The organism is Actinopolymorpha sp. B17G11, assembly GCF_040196095.1.
In the GTDB taxonomy this organism is placed as follows: Bacteria; Actinomycetota; Actinomycetes; order Propionibacteriales; family Actinopolymorphaceae; genus Thermasporomyces.
Genome location: NZ_JBEFTW010000004.1, coordinates 215,922 through 232,001 on the forward strand (window position 1 = coordinate 215,922; position 16,080 = coordinate 232,001).

Annotated in this window: 18 protein-coding genes and 1 tRNA gene; 11 read left to right on the plus strand and 8 right to left on the minus strand. The window is 68.8% G+C overall.

Going from position 1 to position 16,080, the window contains the following annotated elements:
- Nucleotides 1–13 precede the first annotated feature (13 nt).
- The 4 genes from ABN028_RS06915 to ABN028_RS06930 form a co-directional block, all read right to left on the minus strand.
- Complete coding sequence (locus ABN028_RS06915; RefSeq protein ID WP_349329202.1) at nt 14–259, minus strand: acyl carrier protein; 246 nt, start codon at nt 257–259, stop codon at nt 14–16.
- Between the two features lie 73 nt (nt 260–332).
- Nucleotides 333–1,331: a beta-ketoacyl-ACP synthase III gene (locus tag ABN028_RS06920; RefSeq protein WP_349329203.1), complete on the minus strand. Its 999-nt coding sequence runs from the start codon at nt 1,329–1,331 to the stop codon at nt 333–335.
- Nucleotides 1,328–2,536, minus strand: a complete 1,209-nt coding sequence (locus ABN028_RS06925) for an acyltransferase domain-containing protein (protein ID WP_349696013.1) — start codon at nt 2,534–2,536, stop codon at nt 1,328–1,330. Before ABN028_RS06925 ends, ABN028_RS06920 begins: the two co-directional genes overlap by 4 nt.
- Before the next feature lie 78 nt (nt 2,537–2,614).
- Complete coding sequence (locus ABN028_RS06930; RefSeq protein WP_502877593.1) at nt 2,615–3,733, minus strand: PucR family transcriptional regulator; 1,119 nt, start codon at nt 3,731–3,733, stop codon at nt 2,615–2,617.
- A gap of 357 nt (nt 3,734–4,090) precedes the next feature.
- Between ABN028_RS06930 and ABN028_RS06935 the strand changes: the two genes are divergently transcribed.
- Nucleotides 4,091–5,104, plus strand: a complete 1,014-nt coding sequence (locus ABN028_RS06935) for a PHP domain-containing protein (RefSeq protein ID WP_349696014.1) — start codon at nt 4,091–4,093, stop codon at nt 5,102–5,104.
- 15 nt (nt 5,105–5,119) lie between these two features.
- On the opposite strand, the gene ABN028_RS06940 is transcribed toward ABN028_RS06935, so the two are convergent.
- On the minus strand, nt 5,120–5,581 hold the full coding sequence (locus ABN028_RS06940) for a YdeI/OmpD-associated family protein (RefSeq protein WP_349329207.1): 462 nt from the start codon (nt 5,579–5,581) through the stop codon (nt 5,120–5,122).
- Between ABN028_RS06940 and ABN028_RS06945 the strand changes: the two genes are divergently transcribed.
- The 5 genes from ABN028_RS06945 to ABN028_RS06965 all read left to right on the plus strand — a co-directional run bounded on the left by ABN028_RS06945 (nt 5,580) and on the right by ABN028_RS06965 (nt 8,857).
- Nucleotides 5,580–5,822 (plus strand): NfeD C-terminal domain-containing protein, encoded by a 243-nt coding sequence (locus ABN028_RS06945; protein WP_349329208.1) that lies wholly within the window; start codon nt 5,580–5,582, stop codon nt 5,820–5,822. The genes ABN028_RS06940 and ABN028_RS06945 overlap by 2 nt on opposite strands.
- 5 nt (nt 5,823–5,827) lie before the next feature.
- Nucleotides 5,828–6,685, plus strand: coding sequence for an alpha/beta fold hydrolase (locus tag ABN028_RS06950; protein ID WP_349696015.1), 858 nt, complete (start codon nt 5,828–5,830; stop codon nt 6,683–6,685).
- A gap of 168 nt (nt 6,686–6,853) precedes the next feature.
- Entirely contained in the window at nt 6,854–8,263 is a 1,410-nt protein-coding gene (locus ABN028_RS06955; protein ID WP_349696016.1) for a flotillin family protein, read from the plus strand.
- Nucleotides 8,264–8,299: 36 nt separating this feature from the next.
- Nucleotides 8,300–8,581, plus strand: coding sequence for a dihydrofolate reductase family protein (locus tag ABN028_RS06960; protein ID WP_349329277.1), 282 nt, complete (start codon nt 8,300–8,302; stop codon nt 8,579–8,581).
- Between the two features lie 36 nt (nt 8,582–8,617).
- Entirely contained in the window at nt 8,618–8,857 is a 240-nt protein-coding gene (locus ABN028_RS06965; protein ID WP_349696017.1) for an NAD(P)-binding domain-containing protein, read from the plus strand.
- 107 nt (nt 8,858–8,964) lie between these two features.
- Here ABN028_RS06965 and aceE read toward each other — a convergent pair whose 3' ends face one another.
- Nucleotides 8,965–11,730, minus strand: coding sequence for a pyruvate dehydrogenase (acetyl-transferring), homodimeric type (gene aceE / locus ABN028_RS06970; RefSeq protein ID WP_349329212.1), 2,766 nt, complete (start codon nt 11,728–11,730; stop codon nt 8,965–8,967).
- 209 nt (nt 11,731–11,939) lie between these two features.
- On the opposite strand from aceE, the gene ABN028_RS06975 reads away from it, so the two are divergent.
- The 5 genes from ABN028_RS06975 (at nt 11,940) to ABN028_RS06995 (ending at nt 13,917) form a co-directional block, all read left to right on the plus strand.
- Entirely contained in the window at nt 11,940–12,140 is a 201-nt protein-coding gene (locus ABN028_RS06975) for a DUF1918 domain-containing protein (protein WP_349329213.1), read from the plus strand.
- 28 nt (nt 12,141–12,168) lie between these two features.
- Entirely contained in the window at nt 12,169–12,582 is a 414-nt protein-coding gene (locus ABN028_RS06980; RefSeq protein WP_349696018.1) for a YjbQ family protein, read from the plus strand.
- A 271-nt stretch (nt 12,583–12,853) separates the two neighbouring features.
- Nucleotides 12,854–13,285: a DUF3052 domain-containing protein gene (locus ABN028_RS06985; RefSeq protein WP_349329278.1), complete on the plus strand. Its 432-nt coding sequence runs from the start codon at nt 12,854–12,856 to the stop codon at nt 13,283–13,285.
- A gap of 21 nt (nt 13,286–13,306) precedes the next feature.
- Nucleotides 13,307–13,771, plus strand: a complete 465-nt coding sequence (locus ABN028_RS06990) for a peroxiredoxin (protein WP_349696019.1) — start codon at nt 13,307–13,309, stop codon at nt 13,769–13,771.
- 74 nt (nt 13,772–13,845) lie between these two features.
- Nucleotides 13,846–13,917: transfer RNA gene (locus ABN028_RS06995), tRNA-Val, on the plus strand.
- Between the two features lie 21 nt (nt 13,918–13,938).
- On the opposite strand, the gene ABN028_RS07000 is transcribed toward ABN028_RS06995, so the two are convergent.
- Both ABN028_RS07000 and ABN028_RS07005 read right to left on the minus strand, forming a co-directional pair.
- Nucleotides 13,939–14,889 (minus strand): SEC-C metal-binding domain-containing protein, encoded by a 951-nt coding sequence (locus tag ABN028_RS07000; RefSeq protein WP_349696020.1) that lies wholly within the window; start codon nt 14,887–14,889, stop codon nt 13,939–13,941.
- Between the two features lie 96 nt (nt 14,890–14,985).
- Nucleotides 14,986–16,017, minus strand: coding sequence for a Gfo/Idh/MocA family protein (locus ABN028_RS07005; RefSeq protein ID WP_349696021.1), 1,032 nt, complete (start codon nt 16,015–16,017; stop codon nt 14,986–14,988).
- Between the last annotated feature and the right edge of the window lie 63 nt (nt 16,018–16,080).

Consider the following 16,080-nt stretch of genomic DNA (forward strand, 5'->3'; position numbering starts at 1 on the left):
GGCCGCGCCGTCGTCAGCCCTGTGACTGCTCGATGAACGCGACAGCGTCGCCGACGGTCTTGAGGTTCTTCACCTCGTCGTCGGGGATCTTGACGCTGAACTTCTCCTCGGCCGCGACGACCACTTCGACCATCGACAGCGAGTCGACGTCGAGGTCGTCGGTGAACGACTTGTCGAGCTGGATGTCCTCGGCCGGGATTCCCGCGACCTCGTTGACGATCTCCGCGAGCCCTACGCGAATCTCCTCGGTGGTGGCCATACGTTGATGCTCCTTCTTCTGTTTCGAGTGTGATGCCGCGCCCGGGGATCGAGGGCGAGGTCGGCTGGCGGTGTTATGGAATACGGATGACCTGAGCTGCATAGACCAGGCCGGCCCCGAAACCGATGATCAGTGCGGTGTCCCCGCTTTTCACCTCGCCGGCCGCGAGCATGCGCTCCATGGCCAGCGGGATGGACGCCGCCGAGGTGTTGCCCTGTTCGGCGATGTCGCGGGCGATGACGACATGGTCGGGCAGCTTCAGTGCCTTGGCCATGGCGTCGGTGATGCGCATGTTGGCCTGGTGCGGGATGAAGGCGTCGAGCTCGGCCGGGCTCACGCCCGCTGCGTCGAGCGCCTGCTGTGCGACCTTGGCCATGGCGTACGACGCCCACCGGAACACCTGGTTGCCCTGCATCATCAGGTGCGGGAACTCACCAGAGGCCAGGGCGTCGTCCCAGTTCTCCTGCTGGCGGATGACATCGGCCTGGTGGCCGTCAGAGCCCCAGACGACCGGCCCGATGCCCGGTTGGTCCGACGGTCCCACGAGCGCCGCCCCAGCGCCGTCGCCGAAGAGGAACGCGGTCGACCGGTCGGTGAGATCGGTGAGGTCGGACAGCCGCTCGACACCGATCACGAGCACGTAGGTCGCCGAGCCGGTACGCACCATCGACTGAGCCAGCTCGATGCCGTAGCAGAAGCCGGCGCATGCGGCTGAGATGTCGAACGCCGCGACGCCGCCGGTGCCGAGCTCGGCGGCGATCGTGGTGGAGATGGCCGGCGTCTGGGACAGGTGCGAGACCGTGGAGACGAGTACGCAGTCGACCTGATCGGCCTGGACGCCCGCGTCGGCGAGGGCCTTGCCGCCCGCGGCGACGGACATCGAGGCGACCGTTTCCTCAGGCGTGGCCCACCGGCGGCTCACGATGCCGGACCGGGTACGGATCCACTCGTCGGACGAGTCGATCCGTTCACAGATCTCGGCGTTCGACACGATCCGGGACGGTCGGTAGCCACCGACGCCCAGGATGCGCGCATGGGACACGCCGGTGGCTGACCGGATCGCACTTGTCACGTGGCACTCACCGCCGGGTGGAGCCGGACGATCGGTTGGCCGGGCGAGACGGGATCGCCGTCCTCGACCAGCCACTCGACCACGATGCCGCCATGTGGGGCGGCGACCGGTAGGTCGTCACGCAGGCTTTTGACACTGCCGACGACCGCTCCGGGCGTCAGGGAGGCGCCCGCCGGCTGATCGAGAGCGAGATCAGGTGCGAGGCTGAACACGCCCTTCATCGGCGCGACGAGGAGCCGCCAGGTGGGATTGCCCTCCAGCGGTCCACCTTCGCCGTGTTTCTCGACGAACGCACGCGCGTCGTCAAGCTGGTCGGGAGTCTTGAGGGCGAACGTCTCGATGCCCTTCAGTGCTCGCCGTGCGATGCCGGTAAGTGTGCCTGCCGGCGGCATCTCCAGCATCCCGGTGACCCCGAGATCCTGCATGGTCTGCATGCAGAGGTCCCAACGCACCGGTGAACTCACCTGGGTCACGATCCGGTCCAGGACCTCACGGCCGTCGTGGACGATGTGCCCGTCGCGGTTGGACAGCAGGCGGGTCCGCGGGTCATGCGTACTGATTGCCTTGGCATAGCCGCCGAGCAGGTCGACCGCGTGGGCGACGTACTCGGTGTGGAACGCGCCGGCGACCTGCAGCGGGACGAGGCGGGTCCGCGCGGGCGCCTTCTTGGAGAAGTTCTCGAGGTCCTCCAGGGTGCCTGCGGCGACGACCTGGCCGGGACCGTTGTTGTTGGCGGCGACGAGGTGGTTTTCGGCGATGGCGGCGAGCACTTCCTCAGAATCCCCACCCAGCACCGCCATCATGCCGGTCGGTGCCTTGGCGGCGGCGGCGGCCATCGCCTTGCCGCGCTCGCGGACGAACACCATCGCCTGTTCGGCACTGATGACGCCCACGCCAGCGGCCGCGGTGACCTCACCGACGCTGTGCCCGGCGGCGAGGTCGATCACGCGGAACGCGTCCGCCGGATGCGGGAACAGTGCGAGAGCGGCGACCAGGCCCGCGCCCACGAGGAGCGGCTGTGCGATCGCCGTGTCGCGGATCGTGTCCGCGTCGGCCTTGGTGCCGTAGTGCACGAGGTCGACGTCGCAGACGGCGGACAGCCAACGCAGCCGTTCGGCGAAGGTCGGGTCCTCCAGCCACGGCGTGAGGAAGCCAGGCGTTTGCGCGCCCTGGCCTGGCGCGACGATGACGAGCACGGTTCCCACGATGACGAATGAACGCCGCCAAGGGGCGACGTGGCGGGACGAAACTTGCCGGCGGTTCGCTGTAGGAACCCGACAAAGTCACGGCGTGTGAGGAGCCTCCGGTGGGTGCAGCCGGCCCAGTGTCAACGCAATCCTGAGCGTGTACGCATGTCGCGGATTGGACGGCGAATAGCCGGACAGCTCGGTGATTCGGCGCAATCTGTAGCGGACCGTGTTGGCGTGGACGAAGAGCATCCGCGCGGTGGCCTCGACCGACGCGCCGTTTTCGAAGAACGCCGCGAGGGTCTCGAGCAGGACCGGGCCGGCCTGGTCCAGCGGTGCGTAGACGTCGGTCACGAGCTGCCGGCGGGCGTTGCTGTCACCGGCCAGGGCGCGTTCGGGAAGCAGGTCCTCGGCGGCAACCGGTCGCGGGGCGTCGAGCCAGGCGGGGGCGGCGCGGAACCCCGCGATCGCGGCGCGCGCCGCCGCAGGCGCGGCCAACAGGTCGGGAACGACCGGACTCGCGACCACGGGTCCCGGCCCGAAGTGGGCGGCGACGGAGGCGGCGGCCTTCTGCGGGTCCTCGACTCCACCGAGGATGACGATCAGCCGATCCCGTTGGACGCCGGTGAGAACGTCGAGGTGGGCGTGCCGGGCGTCGCGCCGGATCAGCTCGACGGCCGCCTCGGCGCCGCCTTCCGGGGTGCGCCCGACAACCACGAGGATCGCCGTCGCGTCCGACCAGCCCAGCGCCGAGACCCGCGACCGTACCGCCTCGTCGGCCTCGCCGCGTAGCAGGTTGTCGACGATGAGCGCTTCGAGGCGGGCGTCCCACGCGCCGCGCATCTCGGCGGCGCGGGCGTAGACCTCGGCCGCGCCGAAGGCGATCTCCCGGGAGTAGAGCAGGACGGCCTCGCGGACACTCGGCACATCCTCGGCGGGAACGATCTCCTCGACGCGTTCCTCGACCACCTCGATGCCGATCCGGATCATCTCCACCGTCTGGTGCAGGGTCACCTTGCGGGTGAGCTCGCGTGGTGCCGTGCCCAGGACGTCGCCGGTGAAGACGGGTCCGTCGGTAGGGGTACGGAACCATGCCACGAAGGCGGCGAAGAAGGTCTGCGCGACGAGCCCGATCCACGACCGGTCCTGCGGCGCCATTCCGCGGAACCAGTCGAGGCGTTCGCGCATCCGCTCGATGGTGGCCGAGGCGAGCATGCCACTCGCGCGTTCGAGATGGGTTGCGGTGACCGCACGGTTGAGACTCGACACATGGGCAGTCTCCCACGCGAGTGCCGGGAAACGGTCACACGTGGTGATCGATTCGGCAATTCTGTCGTACTCTCTGTCAGACCCACCCGATAGGGGGCGAGATCGCCACAGGGTCTGCTGGGAATGATCACGCATGCGTGATCATTCCCCACGATGCGCGGCAAATTCGCCGCGCATCGTGGGGAGTTGCCGTGCATCGTAGGGATCGGTGCGGTCCCGGGGGGCCTGCCCGGCATCTGTCCTTCCTGTCCAGAACGCCGCCACCCGGAGCGGTGAGATCGAGTGGTGCGAGACGCTGTGACCGTGGAACCCATTGACCAGCTGAAGCGCATCGCCTTCCTGCTCGAACGCTCCCGCGCGCAGACCCACCGCGTCCGTGCGTTCCGGAAGGCGGCATGGGCCCTGGAGGAGCTGCCGTCCGAGGAGATCGCCCGCAGATCCACCAGGGGGACGCTCACCGAGCTCGCCGGCGTCGGACCCGTCTCGGCGAAGGTCGTGGCGGAGGCCCTCGCCGGTGAGACGTCCGGTTACCTCGCGAAGCTGGAGGCCGAGACCGACGCTCTCGTCGACGGCGGTGACGAGCTGCGTGCGGCGCTCAAGGGCGACCTGCACACCCACTCGGAATGGTCCGATGGTGGCAGCCCGATCCGTGAGATGGCCGAGGCGGCCCGCGGCCTCGGCCACGACTACCTCGCGCTCACCGACCACTCGCCACGGCTCACCGTTGCCCGGGGCCTGTCCGCCGAACGCCTTCGCCAGCAGGTGGACGTCGTACGCCGGTTGAACGACGAGCTGGCGCCGTTCCGCATCCTCACCGGCATCGAGGTGGACATCAACGAGGACGGCTCCCTCGACCAGGAGCCCGACCTCCTCGCTGAACTCGACATCGTGGTGGCGAGCGTCCACTCCAAGCTGCGGATGCCCGCGACGGAGATGACGCCTCGCATGGTGGCCGCCATCGCCAACCCGGCCGTCGACATCCTCGGGCACTGCACCGGCCGGCTGATCACGGGCAATCGGGGAACTCGACCGGAGTCGGTGTTCAACGTGGAGATCGTGTTCGAGGCGTGCCGGCGGTTCGGCGTCGCGGTGGAGATCAACTCCAGGCCGGAGCGCCTTGACCCACCGCGGCGACTGCTGCGCCAGGCGGTGGAGCAGGGCTGCGACTTCACCATCGACACCGACGCGCACGCACCAGGTCAGCTGGACTGGCAGCCGTACGGATGTGCACGGGCCGAGGAGTGCGGCGTACCCGCCGACCGGGTGCTCAACACTCTGCCCGTCGACGACCTGCTCGCCCGGACCCGACGCGACTGATGCGGCGCCGCGGCCTCAGCGGCGGCGGAGGCCGGCGCCGATCCGTTGCACGGTCTGGGTGACCCGGCGGGCGCGGGTCTCGGGGCGCGCCGCCTGGCCGATCCACTCGACGTACTCCCGCTGATGGGAGTAGGACAGCCGGCTCCAGTGGTCGAGTACGCCACCGGAACGCAATGCCGCGGCGAGATCATCGGGCAGCTCGACCACCCGCGGCTCATCGTCGGAGACCAGCGTGACCGTCACTGTGTCACCGACCTCGGCTCCCGCGGCCTCGCGGTGGGCCCGGTTGATCCCCACGTAGTACTCCCCGCCGTAGACGGCGACGGTTGTGCGGAAGGTGTGCGTACCGATGGTGACCCGGACCGCCGGCCGCGCACGGCCGAACGCCGCCCTGACATCGAGCGGTACCTTGACGAACGTCCCTGTCCCGGACTCCTCCGAGCGGTCGAGCGTCGCCTGGAAGGTGTGCGCGTCCATGGCTGGGATCATAGGAGCCTCGGCGGCAGAAGGGGTGCGGATGGTTGGCAAGCAGGGGAGGGTCACCGGCACGATCGGGCCCGGCCTCGTCGGCGAGGTCATGGTGGCGATCCGCGGCGGCGTGGAGGCGTTCTACGCCTACCCGAGCGTCCCGGGCGAGACGTTCGAGATCGGTACCCAGGTGATCGTCGTCGAGTACCACGCACCACGCACGGTCTACGTGGCTCACGCACTCGGCTGAAGCTCGTGGCCTGGACTCGCGCCCGCGATGGGCTCCCGCTGTACTACGAGTGCTTCGAACCCGCGAGCCGCCCCCGGGCCGCGGTCCTCCTCCTGATGGGCCTGGGCGCCAACGCGCGGATCTGGGCTCCCGTCGTCGCACCGCTGCGGGCGGCCGGCCACACGGTGGTGGCGATGGACAACCGTGGCTGCGGCAGGTCCGGTGTCCCGTGGCGACCGTGGTCGACGCGGACGATGGCCGCCGACGCCGTGGCCGTGCTGGACGCGCTCGGTGTCCGTCGTACGCACGTGATCGGTGCATCCATGGGCGGGATGGTGGCGCAGGAACTAGCCCTCGCGTTCCCCGAACGCGTCCACTCGCTGGTGCTGGGATGTACGTCGGGTGGCCTGCCGCGCGGTCCCGCGCTGGTGACGCGACGCGGCGTCCGGGAGGTGCTCGCGCTCGCGGTCCGCACCGTCAGACCGGTGCCGTTGGACGTCCAGGTCGAGCGGTTCCTGTGTGCGAACATCTCGGGCGACTTCGCGGCGACTGCGCCGCGCGACGGAGAATGTTGGCGGGCGGTCGAGGCGATGCTCGCCGAACCGACCTGCCTGCGCGGCCTGCTGCACCAGTCCCTCGCAACGGTGCGGCACTCCAGCTGGTCGCGCGTCGGCGGGTTGCGGCCAAGGGTCCTGGTGCAACACGGCACCGCCGACCCGGTGATCCCGGTGGCGGCCGGCCGGGAGCTCGCCCGACGGATCCCGTCGGCCGATTTCCAACAGCTCGACGGTGCCGGTCACGCGCTCGGACTCGAGCGTACGGAGGAGATCACCCAGCGGGCACTGGCGTTCATGCGAGCGGAGGAGTCCGGTAGCCGAGTCTGAGCCTCGCGACTGTCGGCCGCACACGGTTCCTGTCGACGTGTCCTGTCACGAAGGTGCCGCACCCGCCGCGAAATCCCAGTCGATCATGAAAAGTCGGCACCCGCGTCCTAGGCTTGGCCAGCCTCATGTGGAGGCGTAGGTCTTGGCTAAGGAGCTCTGACGTCACTCATGCCGTGGTACCTCTACGTGGCCATCGCGCTCGGCGCTGTGGTGGTCATCGTCCTGGCGTTCCGCGCCATCTGGAAGGTGGCCGAACCTAACGAAGCGCTCATCATCTCCGGGCTGGGTGCCCGGGGGGAGAACACCGACACCGCTGAGAGTCTCGGTTTCAAGATCGTCACCGGCAAGGGCAAGCTCGTGCTGCCGGGCTTCCAGACGGCCCGTCGGCTGCTCCTCGACTCCCGGTCAGCGACGCTGCAGGTCGGCTGCGTCACCAAGCAGGGGATCCCTGTCCACGTGCGCGGCGTGGTGATCTACAAGGTGGGCGACGACTTCGCCTCGATCGCCAACGCGGCCCGGCGTTTCCTCGACCAGCAGGCCACGATGGACAGCCAGATCCACGAGCTGTTCGCCGGGCACCTGCGTTCGATCATCGGCAACCTCACGGTCGAGGACCTCATCCTCAACCGCGAGCGCCTGGCTTCGGAGATCCGCGGTTCGTCGGCCGACGAGATGAGCAAGCTCGGCCTCGTCGTCGACTCGTTCCAGATCCAGGAGATCGACGATTCCACCGGCTACATCACCAACCTCGGCAAGCCGCATGCTGCGGCGGTGGCCGCGCAGGCGCGGATCGCCGAGGCGCAGCGTGACCAGGAGGCCACCACGGCCGAGCAGGACGCCGCGGCCGAGAAGGCAGGTGCGGTCCGGCAGAGCCAGATCAAGCAGGCTCAGTACCAGGCCGAGGTCGACCAGGCGGCCGCGAAGGCGCGGCAGTCCGGCCCTCTGGCCGAGGCGTCGGCCCGCCAGGACGTCATCAGGGCAGAGACAGAGGCGGCCGAGCTCGCCGCCCAGCTGGCCGAGCAGAAGCTGCAGTCGGACGTACGCAAGCCCGCCGATGCGCGTGCCTACGAGACCCGGACGATCGCCGACGCCGACCGCGACGCTCGCATCTCCGCCGCACAGGCTGAGGCCAAGGAAACCGAGCTGCGTGCGCAGGCAGAGGCGCAGGCGACCCGCACCACCGGTGAGGCGGACGCCGCCGCGGCACGGGCGCGGGGGCTCGCGCAGGCCGAGGCGGCCCAGGCTCAGGGCCTGGCCGAAGCCGAGGCGATCAAGGCGCGCGCGGCCGCGCTCGCGGAAAACCCGGACGCGGTCGTGGCGCAGCAGCTGGCCGAGAAGTGGCCGGAGATCGTGGGCGAGGGCGCGAAGGCGTTCGGCAACGTCGACCACATGGTCGTGCTCAACGGTGCCGACGGCGTCTCGGACCTGCTGGCCAAGGCGCTCACCATGGGTGGCACCGGCCTCGGCTTGGCTCGCACCCTGCTGAACGGGATGCAGGACAGCGCCAACGCACCGAAGGCGGAGGCCAACGGCACGGCGCCGGTCACCACGCTCCAAGACGGCGAGCAGACCGGCTGAGATCGCGCACCTGGGTGCGCCCGGCACCGACCGTCCCTGACAGCCGGTGCCGGTGCACCCGGATGGGTCGTTCGCCCGTCGAAGGCAAGGAGGGGGCTTGCGGCCGAGGGCCGGGACGTGATGGTACATGGCGCGTACACCGCGCAGCGGGCACTCGAGACCGGGGTGCTCGACGAGTTGCAGATCCACCAGATTCCGGTGCTGCTCGGCGCTGGTCGTCGGTTGTTCGAAGTGCTTCCGTCGCGCATCGAGTTGGAGATCGATCGGGTGATCGACACCTCGGATGCCACCCATATCCGTTACCGCGTCCGCCGCTGAGCTGGCCGCGCGTCTCACACGAGAGGGTCAGCCACCATGCCGCACATCGGACTCATCGGAGTGGGCGAGATCGGCCGAGCCGTCGTGATGGGTCTGTGCGGCGCTGAAGACGAGTCGCCAGCGGTCTTCCTCTCCCCGCGGGGAGCCCGCACCGCTGCGGAGTTGTCCGAGCGTTACGAGCGTGTACAGGTATGCGTCGACAACCAGGAAGTCGTGGACCGCTCCGAGATCGTGATCATGGCCGTACGCAGACGGAAGCAACGAACGGAGCCCTGAAACTGAGCCCGCCTGGTCACCCGGCCCGACACAAACAAGCGGGCGGTGGATCATAAGCCCGCGAGGCTGTCGATCCACCGCCCGCCAACTCAGAGGTTGTCGCCTTCTCAGGCGTCGCCGCCCTCCTGCGCGACGTCGCGTACGGCGGTGGGGTCGGCGATGGAGTAGCGGTCCGCGGCCTCACGTACCGTCGACGGCTTCACCTCCCCTCGCCGCGCCAGGGCGGCGAGCGTACCCACCACGATGGACGGCGCGTCGACGTTGAAGTACCGCCGGGCCGCCGGCCGGGTGTCGGCGAACCCGAACCCGTCCGTGCCCAGCGAGGTGTACTCGCCCGGTACCCATCGGGAGATCTGGTCAGGAACCGCTCGCATCCAGTCGCTGACCGCCACGAACGGCCCGGGGGCGTTCTCGAGTTTGCTCGAGAGGAACGGGATCCGCTGCGGGCTGTCGGGGTTGAGGAGGTTCCACCGCTCGCAGCCGACCGCCTCGCGACGCAGCTCGTTCCACGACGTCACCGACCAGACGTCGGTCGCGACGCCCCACTCCTCGGACAGCATCCACTGCGCCTCCAGCGCCCACGGCACCGCGACGCCGGACGCGAGCAGCTGCGCCCGCGGTGTACGCCGATCGGTCGGGCGGGGATAAGGCGCGCAGAGGTAAATGCCGCGGAGCAGGCCGTCGACGTCGAGGTTGGCCGGCTCGGCGGGCTGGACCTGCGGCTCGTTGTAGACGGTGAGGTAGTAGAAGACGTCCTCGCCGTGGGGGTGTTCGTCGGAGGAGCCGTACATCCTGCGCAAGGCGTCCTTGACGATGTAGGAGATCTCGAACGCGAACGCCGGATCGTAGGCGACACACGCCGGGTTGGTCGCTGCTAGCAGCTGGGAGTGACCGTCGGCATGCTGCAGACCCTCGCCGGTCAGTGTGGTCCGCCCGGCGGTCGCGCCGATGAGGAAGCCGCGGCCCATCTGGTCGCCCAACGCCCACATGAAGTCGCCCGTGCGCTGGAACCCGAACATCGAGTAGAAGATGTAGACCGGGATCATCGGCTCGCCGTGGGTGGCGTACGACGTGCCTGCCGCCGTCACCGAGCCCATCGCGCCAGCCTCGCTGATGCCTTCGTGCAGCAGCTGGCCCTGCTCGGACTGCTTGTACGAGAGCAGCAGCTTGCGGTCGACTCCTTCGTACGTCTGGCCGTGCGGATCGTAGATCTTCGCCGTGGGGAACATCGAGTCCATGCCGAAGGTCCGGAACTCGTCCGGCGCGATCGGCACGAACCGCGCGCCGATCTCCTTGTCCCTCATCAGGTCGCGCAGGAGCCGGACGAACGCCATCGTGGTGGCGATCTTCTGCTTCCCCGACCCCTTCCGGATATCGGCGTAGACGGGGTCGCCGGGCAGCTTCAGCGGCGTCGGGTGTGCCCGACGCTCGGGCACAGGCCCGCCGAGCGTACGCCGCCGCTCCAGCATGTACGCGATCTCCTCGTCCTCCGGCCCGGGGTGGTAATAGGGCGGGAGGTCGCTCTCGTCGATCGCCTTGTCGGAGATCGGGAGGTAGAGCCGGTCGCGGAACTTCTTTACGTCGTCCTTGGTGAGCTTCTTCATCTGGTGGGTCGCGTTGCGGCCCTCCAGCGCCTCGATCGTCCAGCCCTTGATCGTGTGGGCGAGGATGACCGTGGGCTGGCCGACGTGCTCGGTGGCGGACTTGAACGCCGCGTAGACCTTGCGGTAGTCGTGCCCGCCCCGGGACAGCTTGCGCAGGTCGTCGTCGGACATGCCGTCGACCATCGCCCGCAGTCGGGTGTCGCCGCCGAAGAAGTTCTCCCGGATGTACTCACCGGTCTCGACGGAGTAGGTCTGGAACTGCCCGTCGGGGGTGGTGTTCATCTTGTTGACGAGCACGCCGTCGGTGTCCTGGGCGAGCAGCGGGTCCCAGTCGCGTCCCCAGATCACCTTGATGACGTTCCACCCGGCGCCGCGGAAGAAGGACTCGAGCTCCTGGATGACCTTGCCGTTGCCGCGGACGGGTCCGTCGAGCTGCTGCAGGTTGCAGTTGATGACGAACGTGAGGTTGTCGAGCTCCTCGCGGGACGCGACCCCGATGGCGCCGAGCGACTCGACCTCGCTCATCTCCCCGTCGCCGAGGAACGCCCACACATGCTGGTCCGACGTGTCCTTGATGCCGCGGTGGGACAGGTAGCGGTTGAAACGTGCCTGGTAGATCGCGTTGACCGCGGTGAGGCCCATCGAGACGGTGGGGAACTCCCAGAAGTTCGGCATCAGCCGCGGGTGGGGGTAGCTCGACAGGCCGTTGCCGAAGCCGTGCGAGACCTCCTGGCGGAACGCGTCGAGGTGGCTCTCGCTCAGCCGGCCCTCGAGGAACGCCCGGGCGTAGATACCGGGGGAGGCGTGGCCCTGGATGAAGACCTGGTCCCCGCCGCCGGGGTGGTCCTTGCCCCGGAAGAAGTGGTTGAAGCCGACCTCGTAGAGACTCGCGGCCGACTGGTAGGTCGCGATGTGCCCGCCGACCTCCAGGCCCTTGCGGTTGGCCCGCGACACCATGATCGCGGCATTCCACCGGATATAGGCCCGGATCCGGCGCTCGACGTGCTCGTCGCCCGGGAACCACGGCTCCTTCTCGGGCGGGATGGTGTTGATGTAGTCGGTGCTGCGTACGCCTGGAACGCCCACCTGGCGCTCGCGGGAACGTTCGAGCAACCGCAGCATCAGGTAACGGGCACGCTCCTGCCCTCGTTCGTCCAGGACGGCGTCGAGGGACTCGATCCATTCACGGGTTTCGTCTGGATCGGTATCAGGGAGCTGGGTGGGAAGACCATCTGTGATGATGGGCCTACGCTCTGCTCCGGAAGCCACGGCGATCCCTTTCTCGGGAGGTGGGGGGTTCTCCCCACGAAGCCACTGCTGTCGTCCTTGACCTTCATAGTCTCTCGCGGCAGCGGTGCCGCAGTCGAAAGACCCTGGTGTGGCGTACGGTTTCGGACGTTCGCAATGCCGTCAGTTTTCATCCGACCGGTAACCGGGCAGTCTCTGTGAGGTCACAACCACGTCTGGTGGAGGTCGTCATGCACGCGCGGGTCGGTGATCGGCTTCACGTCTTCGGACGGCATGTCGGGAACCCCGAGAGGATGGGTCAGATCGTCGAGGTCCGCGGAGAAGACGGGAGCCCACCCTATGTCGTCCGGTTCGACGACGGCCACGAGGCGCTCGTCTTCCCGGGGCCGGATGCGGTCGTGGAGCAGAAGGGATCATCCCGTAGGACCTGATCGGCCCCAGGGCCCGGGAGGGGTACGCATGCGCAGCGAGGTCGTCGACGTCCAGACCGGTCCGGAGGAGAGCGTCTACGACCTGACCGGTGACTGCGAGCGGTTCCTCGCCAGTATTCCGGGGCGACCGGACGGGTTGCTCCACGTCTTCGTCCCGCATGCGACGGCCGGTCTCGCGACGATCGAGACCGGCTCCGGTAGTGACGACGACCTTCTCCAGGTGCTCCAGCGGGTCCTGCCGCCGGAGCTGGGGTGGCGCCACCGGCACGGGTCTCCTGGTCATGGGCGTGATCACCTCGTGCCGGCGTTCCTTCCTCCGTACGCCGTCCTGCCGGTGCTGTCGGGGGTACTGGAACTCGGCACCTGGCAGCGCCTCTGCCTGGTCGACACCAACCGCGACAATCCGCGCCGAAAGGTGCGCCTGTCCTTCGTCGATGGCTGATTCCTGGTTTGCAGCGCTGCAACCCGTTCCGCGCGGCTGGGACCCGCGGGCGATAGGTTCGTGCAAAACTCCCTCCACACTTGCGTACGACCGCACCGACACGCTGGACTACCGGCCAGCGTTCCGGGGGGTGTCTTGGGGGATCATGATCTGAAGGGGACCGACCGGACGGCGATCGCCGGAACAGCGAGCGTCGCCTGGTGGGTCGGGTAGTCGATCGAATTCCCTGATGCGACCATAAGCACTGATGACAGAACAGGAGGACGGCGTCGTGAGTGCGACCGCAGGCGAGGCCGAGGGCCAGTCTGGGCCGGCAGAGCGGCTGGGATTGCGGCCGGGCATGGTGGTGCAGGAACTCGGGTGGGACGATGACGCCGACGAGGACCTGCGCCAGGCGATCGAGAAGCACACCGGCAACGAGCTGGTCGACGACGAGTACGGCGACGTCGTCGACGCCGTGATCCTCTGGTGGCGTGATGACGACGGCGATCTGGTTGATGCGCTGGTCGACACCAAGACCGACCTCACCGACGGCGGGGTGATCTGGCTGCTGACGCCGAAGGTCGGTCGGGACGGCTACGTCGACGCGAGCGAGATCGCGGAGTCCGCGCCGACCGCCGGGCTCTCGACGACAACCAGCCTGTCCGTGGCACCCGACTGGCTGGGCACCAAGCTCGTCACGCCACGCGCCCGCCAGCGCTGACGGCGCCCACGAGGGGGACGCATGCCGATCGGGGTCGGCGAGGTGGCACCGGACTTCGCGTTGTCCGACCAGCACGGGGCCGACGTACGCCTCAGCGGCTTCCGGGCCGTCAGGAATGTCGTCCTGGTGTTCTACCCGTTCGCCTTCACCGGTATCTGTACCGGCGAACTGCGGGCGCTGCGTGACCACCTGCCCTTGCTGGAGGGTGCTGACACGGCGGTGCTGGGGGTCTCGTGCGACACGATGTTCGCCCTCCGGGTCTTCGCGGACCGTGAAGGGCTGACCTATCCGTTGCTCGCGGACTTCTGGCCGCACGGCGCGGTGGCACAGGCGTACGGCGTCTTCGACGAGGAGCGTGGGTGTGCGCTGCGTGGCACGTTCGTCATCGACCGGGCCGGCGTGGTCCGGTGGACCGTCGTCAACGCCATCCCGGATGCCCGGGAGGTCACGACGCTGGTGCGAGCCGTGGAGGAACTGCCTCGCTGACCGTCGATGACCGCACCGGGGTGGGCACCCGGTAACCTTTCGCCTCGACCGGGTGTTTCCGGTCACCATCTCCCGGGGCCGTAGCTCAGTGGTAGAGCGTCGCGTTTACACCGCGAGTGTCGGCGGTTCGATCCCGTCCGGCCCCACCGTCCTGGTCCGGTGACATGTCAGTGGAGGTCCGGGCGGCCGCAGCACTTCTTGTATTTCCGGCCCGCGCCGCACCAGCAGGGTGCGTTGCGGGCCGGTGGCCAGTCGATCACTCCGCCCTCGTCGGCGATCTCCTCCATGCACGCCTTTCGGGTCGCGTCGTCGGCGACGTCCTTGCCCGTGCGTTCTGCGTACTCCGTCAGCTTCGCCACGGTCAGAGGCACCATGACGATCCTGGTCCGGTTGGGGGCAACCGCGAGTTGGCGGTTGGCGAGCTCCCGTTCGCGGAGGAAGGTGTCGGCGTCACGGTGCTGCACGAGTTGTGGCCAGCGTTCGTGCGCCAGGGGAATCTCTGGGCGGGGCCAGAAGAGGACCCGGACCTGCACCGAACGCGACGCGTTGTCCGAGAGGGCGTCATCAAGGCCGGCTTGGTCGACGAACGGCGGGGCGGCACCAGGCTCAACCACCTTGTTGTCCAGGTTGTCAGCCGGAAGGCCCAGGGCCCTACGGACTCGTCGGCGACCCGCCAGAATCATTCCGGCGAACGACAGTGGTCCGGGATCTCGGTCCGGGCCCGGCAGGTCCTCCTCTGTGCAGCGGGACACCGCGATGTTGAACCATCGCAGCGCCTCGTCGTACTCCCGACGCTCCTCCAGCAGCTCTCCCACCAGGAAGTACGGCGTGATGGACGCTGGCCGGTCCCGGCGGAGGGCGTCGAGCTGGTCCTGTGCTTCGTCCCCGCGACCGAGGTCGAAGAGGACGTCGGCCAGGCTGCACCGCGCGAGGCCGCCATCTTCGCCACCCAACTCGACACACTCGGTGAGCAGCGCAATCGCCCGCCCGTGCTCACCGGCTCGGTGCCAGTGGTGTGCGGCCTCGAGGAGGATCTCGCCCCTCTCGTCTGGGTAGTCCGGGAGTTCCCGCTCGAGAGCTCGAGCGTGCCGTGCATCCGCAGAAGATCGCGTCACCATCCGAGATACGGTATCCGCGCCCCGGCCGACTGACCACGGGACGTTGCCCTGGCGGTTTGGCGGAGGCCGCGAGCCGATCGTGATCCGACAGATGCCCTAGGGAAGCGGTGCCGGTGTGACGGCCACCCAGGTGGCCGTCGACTCGTAGAACGCCCGGCAGGCGGCGAGGTTGTGCCAGGCGTCGTCGACGGTGGCCAGCGGGTCCGCTTCGCCACGGACTGTCGCGACAAGCCGCTCGAGAACGCTCCCGCGTCCAGAGGGCGGTGAGAGGTGGACCCACCCCTCGTGCGTCTCGCCCATGCCCGTGAGGGAGAGCCGTCCACTGAGGCTGTCGTACGCAACGGCGCCGTCGGTGCCGACCAGGCTCATGGTCTGGCGCCCGCCGCCGGGCGAGGCGAGCCAGGTGTCCTCGATCCGCGCGATCACGCCGTTGTCGAACGCCACCACCGCGAGGCCGTAGTCCTCGAGGCCGAGGTCGGGGTACTTCAGCGAGGCCGCGGTCCCGCGGACCGACCTCACCTCTGCACGGAGGAGCCACCGCAGCTGGTCGAGGTGGTAGATCGCGTGGTCGATCCAGCCACCGCCTGGTGCCCGCTCGGGGTCGGTGAACCATCCCGGGTCGGACACTCCGGCCCATCCCTGCGGGAGGGAGGACCACAACGAGTAGCTGGCGGTACGCACCTGGCCGAGGCGTCCCTCGTCCAGCCAGGTCCGGATCTGCTGGTTCATGGCCGTCGTCCGCAGCTGGGACTCGGCGGGGAAAAACGCCACACCCGCCGAGCGGACCGCCCGGACGACCTCGGCTGCCTCGTCGAGCGTCCGGGCGACCGGCTTGATCGAGAGCAGGTGCTTGCCGGCGCGGGCCGCTGCCAGGCAGATGGCAGGGTTGCGTTCGGTGCTCGTGAAGGACGCGATCAGATCGACGGACGGGTCGGCGAGAAGCTCCTCGGCGTCGGACGTGGCCCGGCCACGACCTGCCTTCGCGACCACTTCCTCGGCACGGTCACGATCGGGATCAGCGACGGCGACCAGCTCGGTGTCGGCCCGCGCGGCGACCTCCTGGGCGAGCGGGATCGCGGAGTACCAGTGGTCGACGCCGACCATCGCGATACGTGCGGGCGAGTCCATGCCTGCGATCGTTACTCATCCGTCTGCCTCACAGACAGGGACGGTGACGGAACCTGGCCGGCC

What these genes read in the sequence shown, in the direction of transcription:
- ABN028_RS06915 (WP_349329202.1), bottom strand. Translation starts at nt 259, where the DNA reads ATGGCCACCACCGAGGAGATTCGCGTAGGGCTCGCGGAGATCGTCAAC.
- ABN028_RS06930 (WP_502877593.1), bottom strand. Translation starts at nt 3,733, where the DNA reads ATGCTCGCCTCGGCCACCATCGAGCGGATGCGCGAACGCCTCGACTGG.
- ABN028_RS06945 (WP_349329208.1), top strand. Translation starts at nt 5,580, where the DNA reads ATGGCTGGGATCATAGGAGCCTCGGCGGCAGAAGGGGTGCGGATGGTT.
- ABN028_RS06940 (WP_349329207.1), bottom strand. Translation starts at nt 5,581, where the DNA reads ATGGACGCGCACACCTTCCAGGCGACGCTCGACCGCTCGGAGGAGTCC.
- ABN028_RS06955 (WP_349696016.1), top strand. Translation starts at nt 6,854, where the DNA reads ATGCCGTGGTACCTCTACGTGGCCATCGCGCTCGGCGCTGTGGTGGTC.
- ABN028_RS06965 (WP_349696017.1), top strand. Translation starts at nt 8,618, where the DNA reads ATGCCGCACATCGGACTCATCGGAGTGGGCGAGATCGGCCGAGCCGTC.
- ABN028_RS06975 (WP_349329213.1), top strand. Translation starts at nt 11,940, where the DNA reads ATGCACGCGCGGGTCGGTGATCGGCTTCACGTCTTCGGACGGCATGTC.
- ABN028_RS06980 (WP_349696018.1), top strand. Translation starts at nt 12,169, where the DNA reads ATGCGCAGCGAGGTCGTCGACGTCCAGACCGGTCCGGAGGAGAGCGTC.
- ABN028_RS06990 (WP_349696019.1), top strand. Translation starts at nt 13,307, where the DNA reads ATGCCGATCGGGGTCGGCGAGGTGGCACCGGACTTCGCGTTGTCCGAC.
- ABN028_RS07000 (WP_349696020.1), bottom strand. Translation starts at nt 14,889, where the DNA reads ATGGTGACGCGATCTTCTGCGGATGCACGGCACGCTCGAGCTCTCGAG.
- ABN028_RS07005 (WP_349696021.1), bottom strand. Translation starts at nt 16,017, where the DNA reads ATGGACTCGCCCGCACGTATCGCGATGGTCGGCGTCGACCACTGGTAC.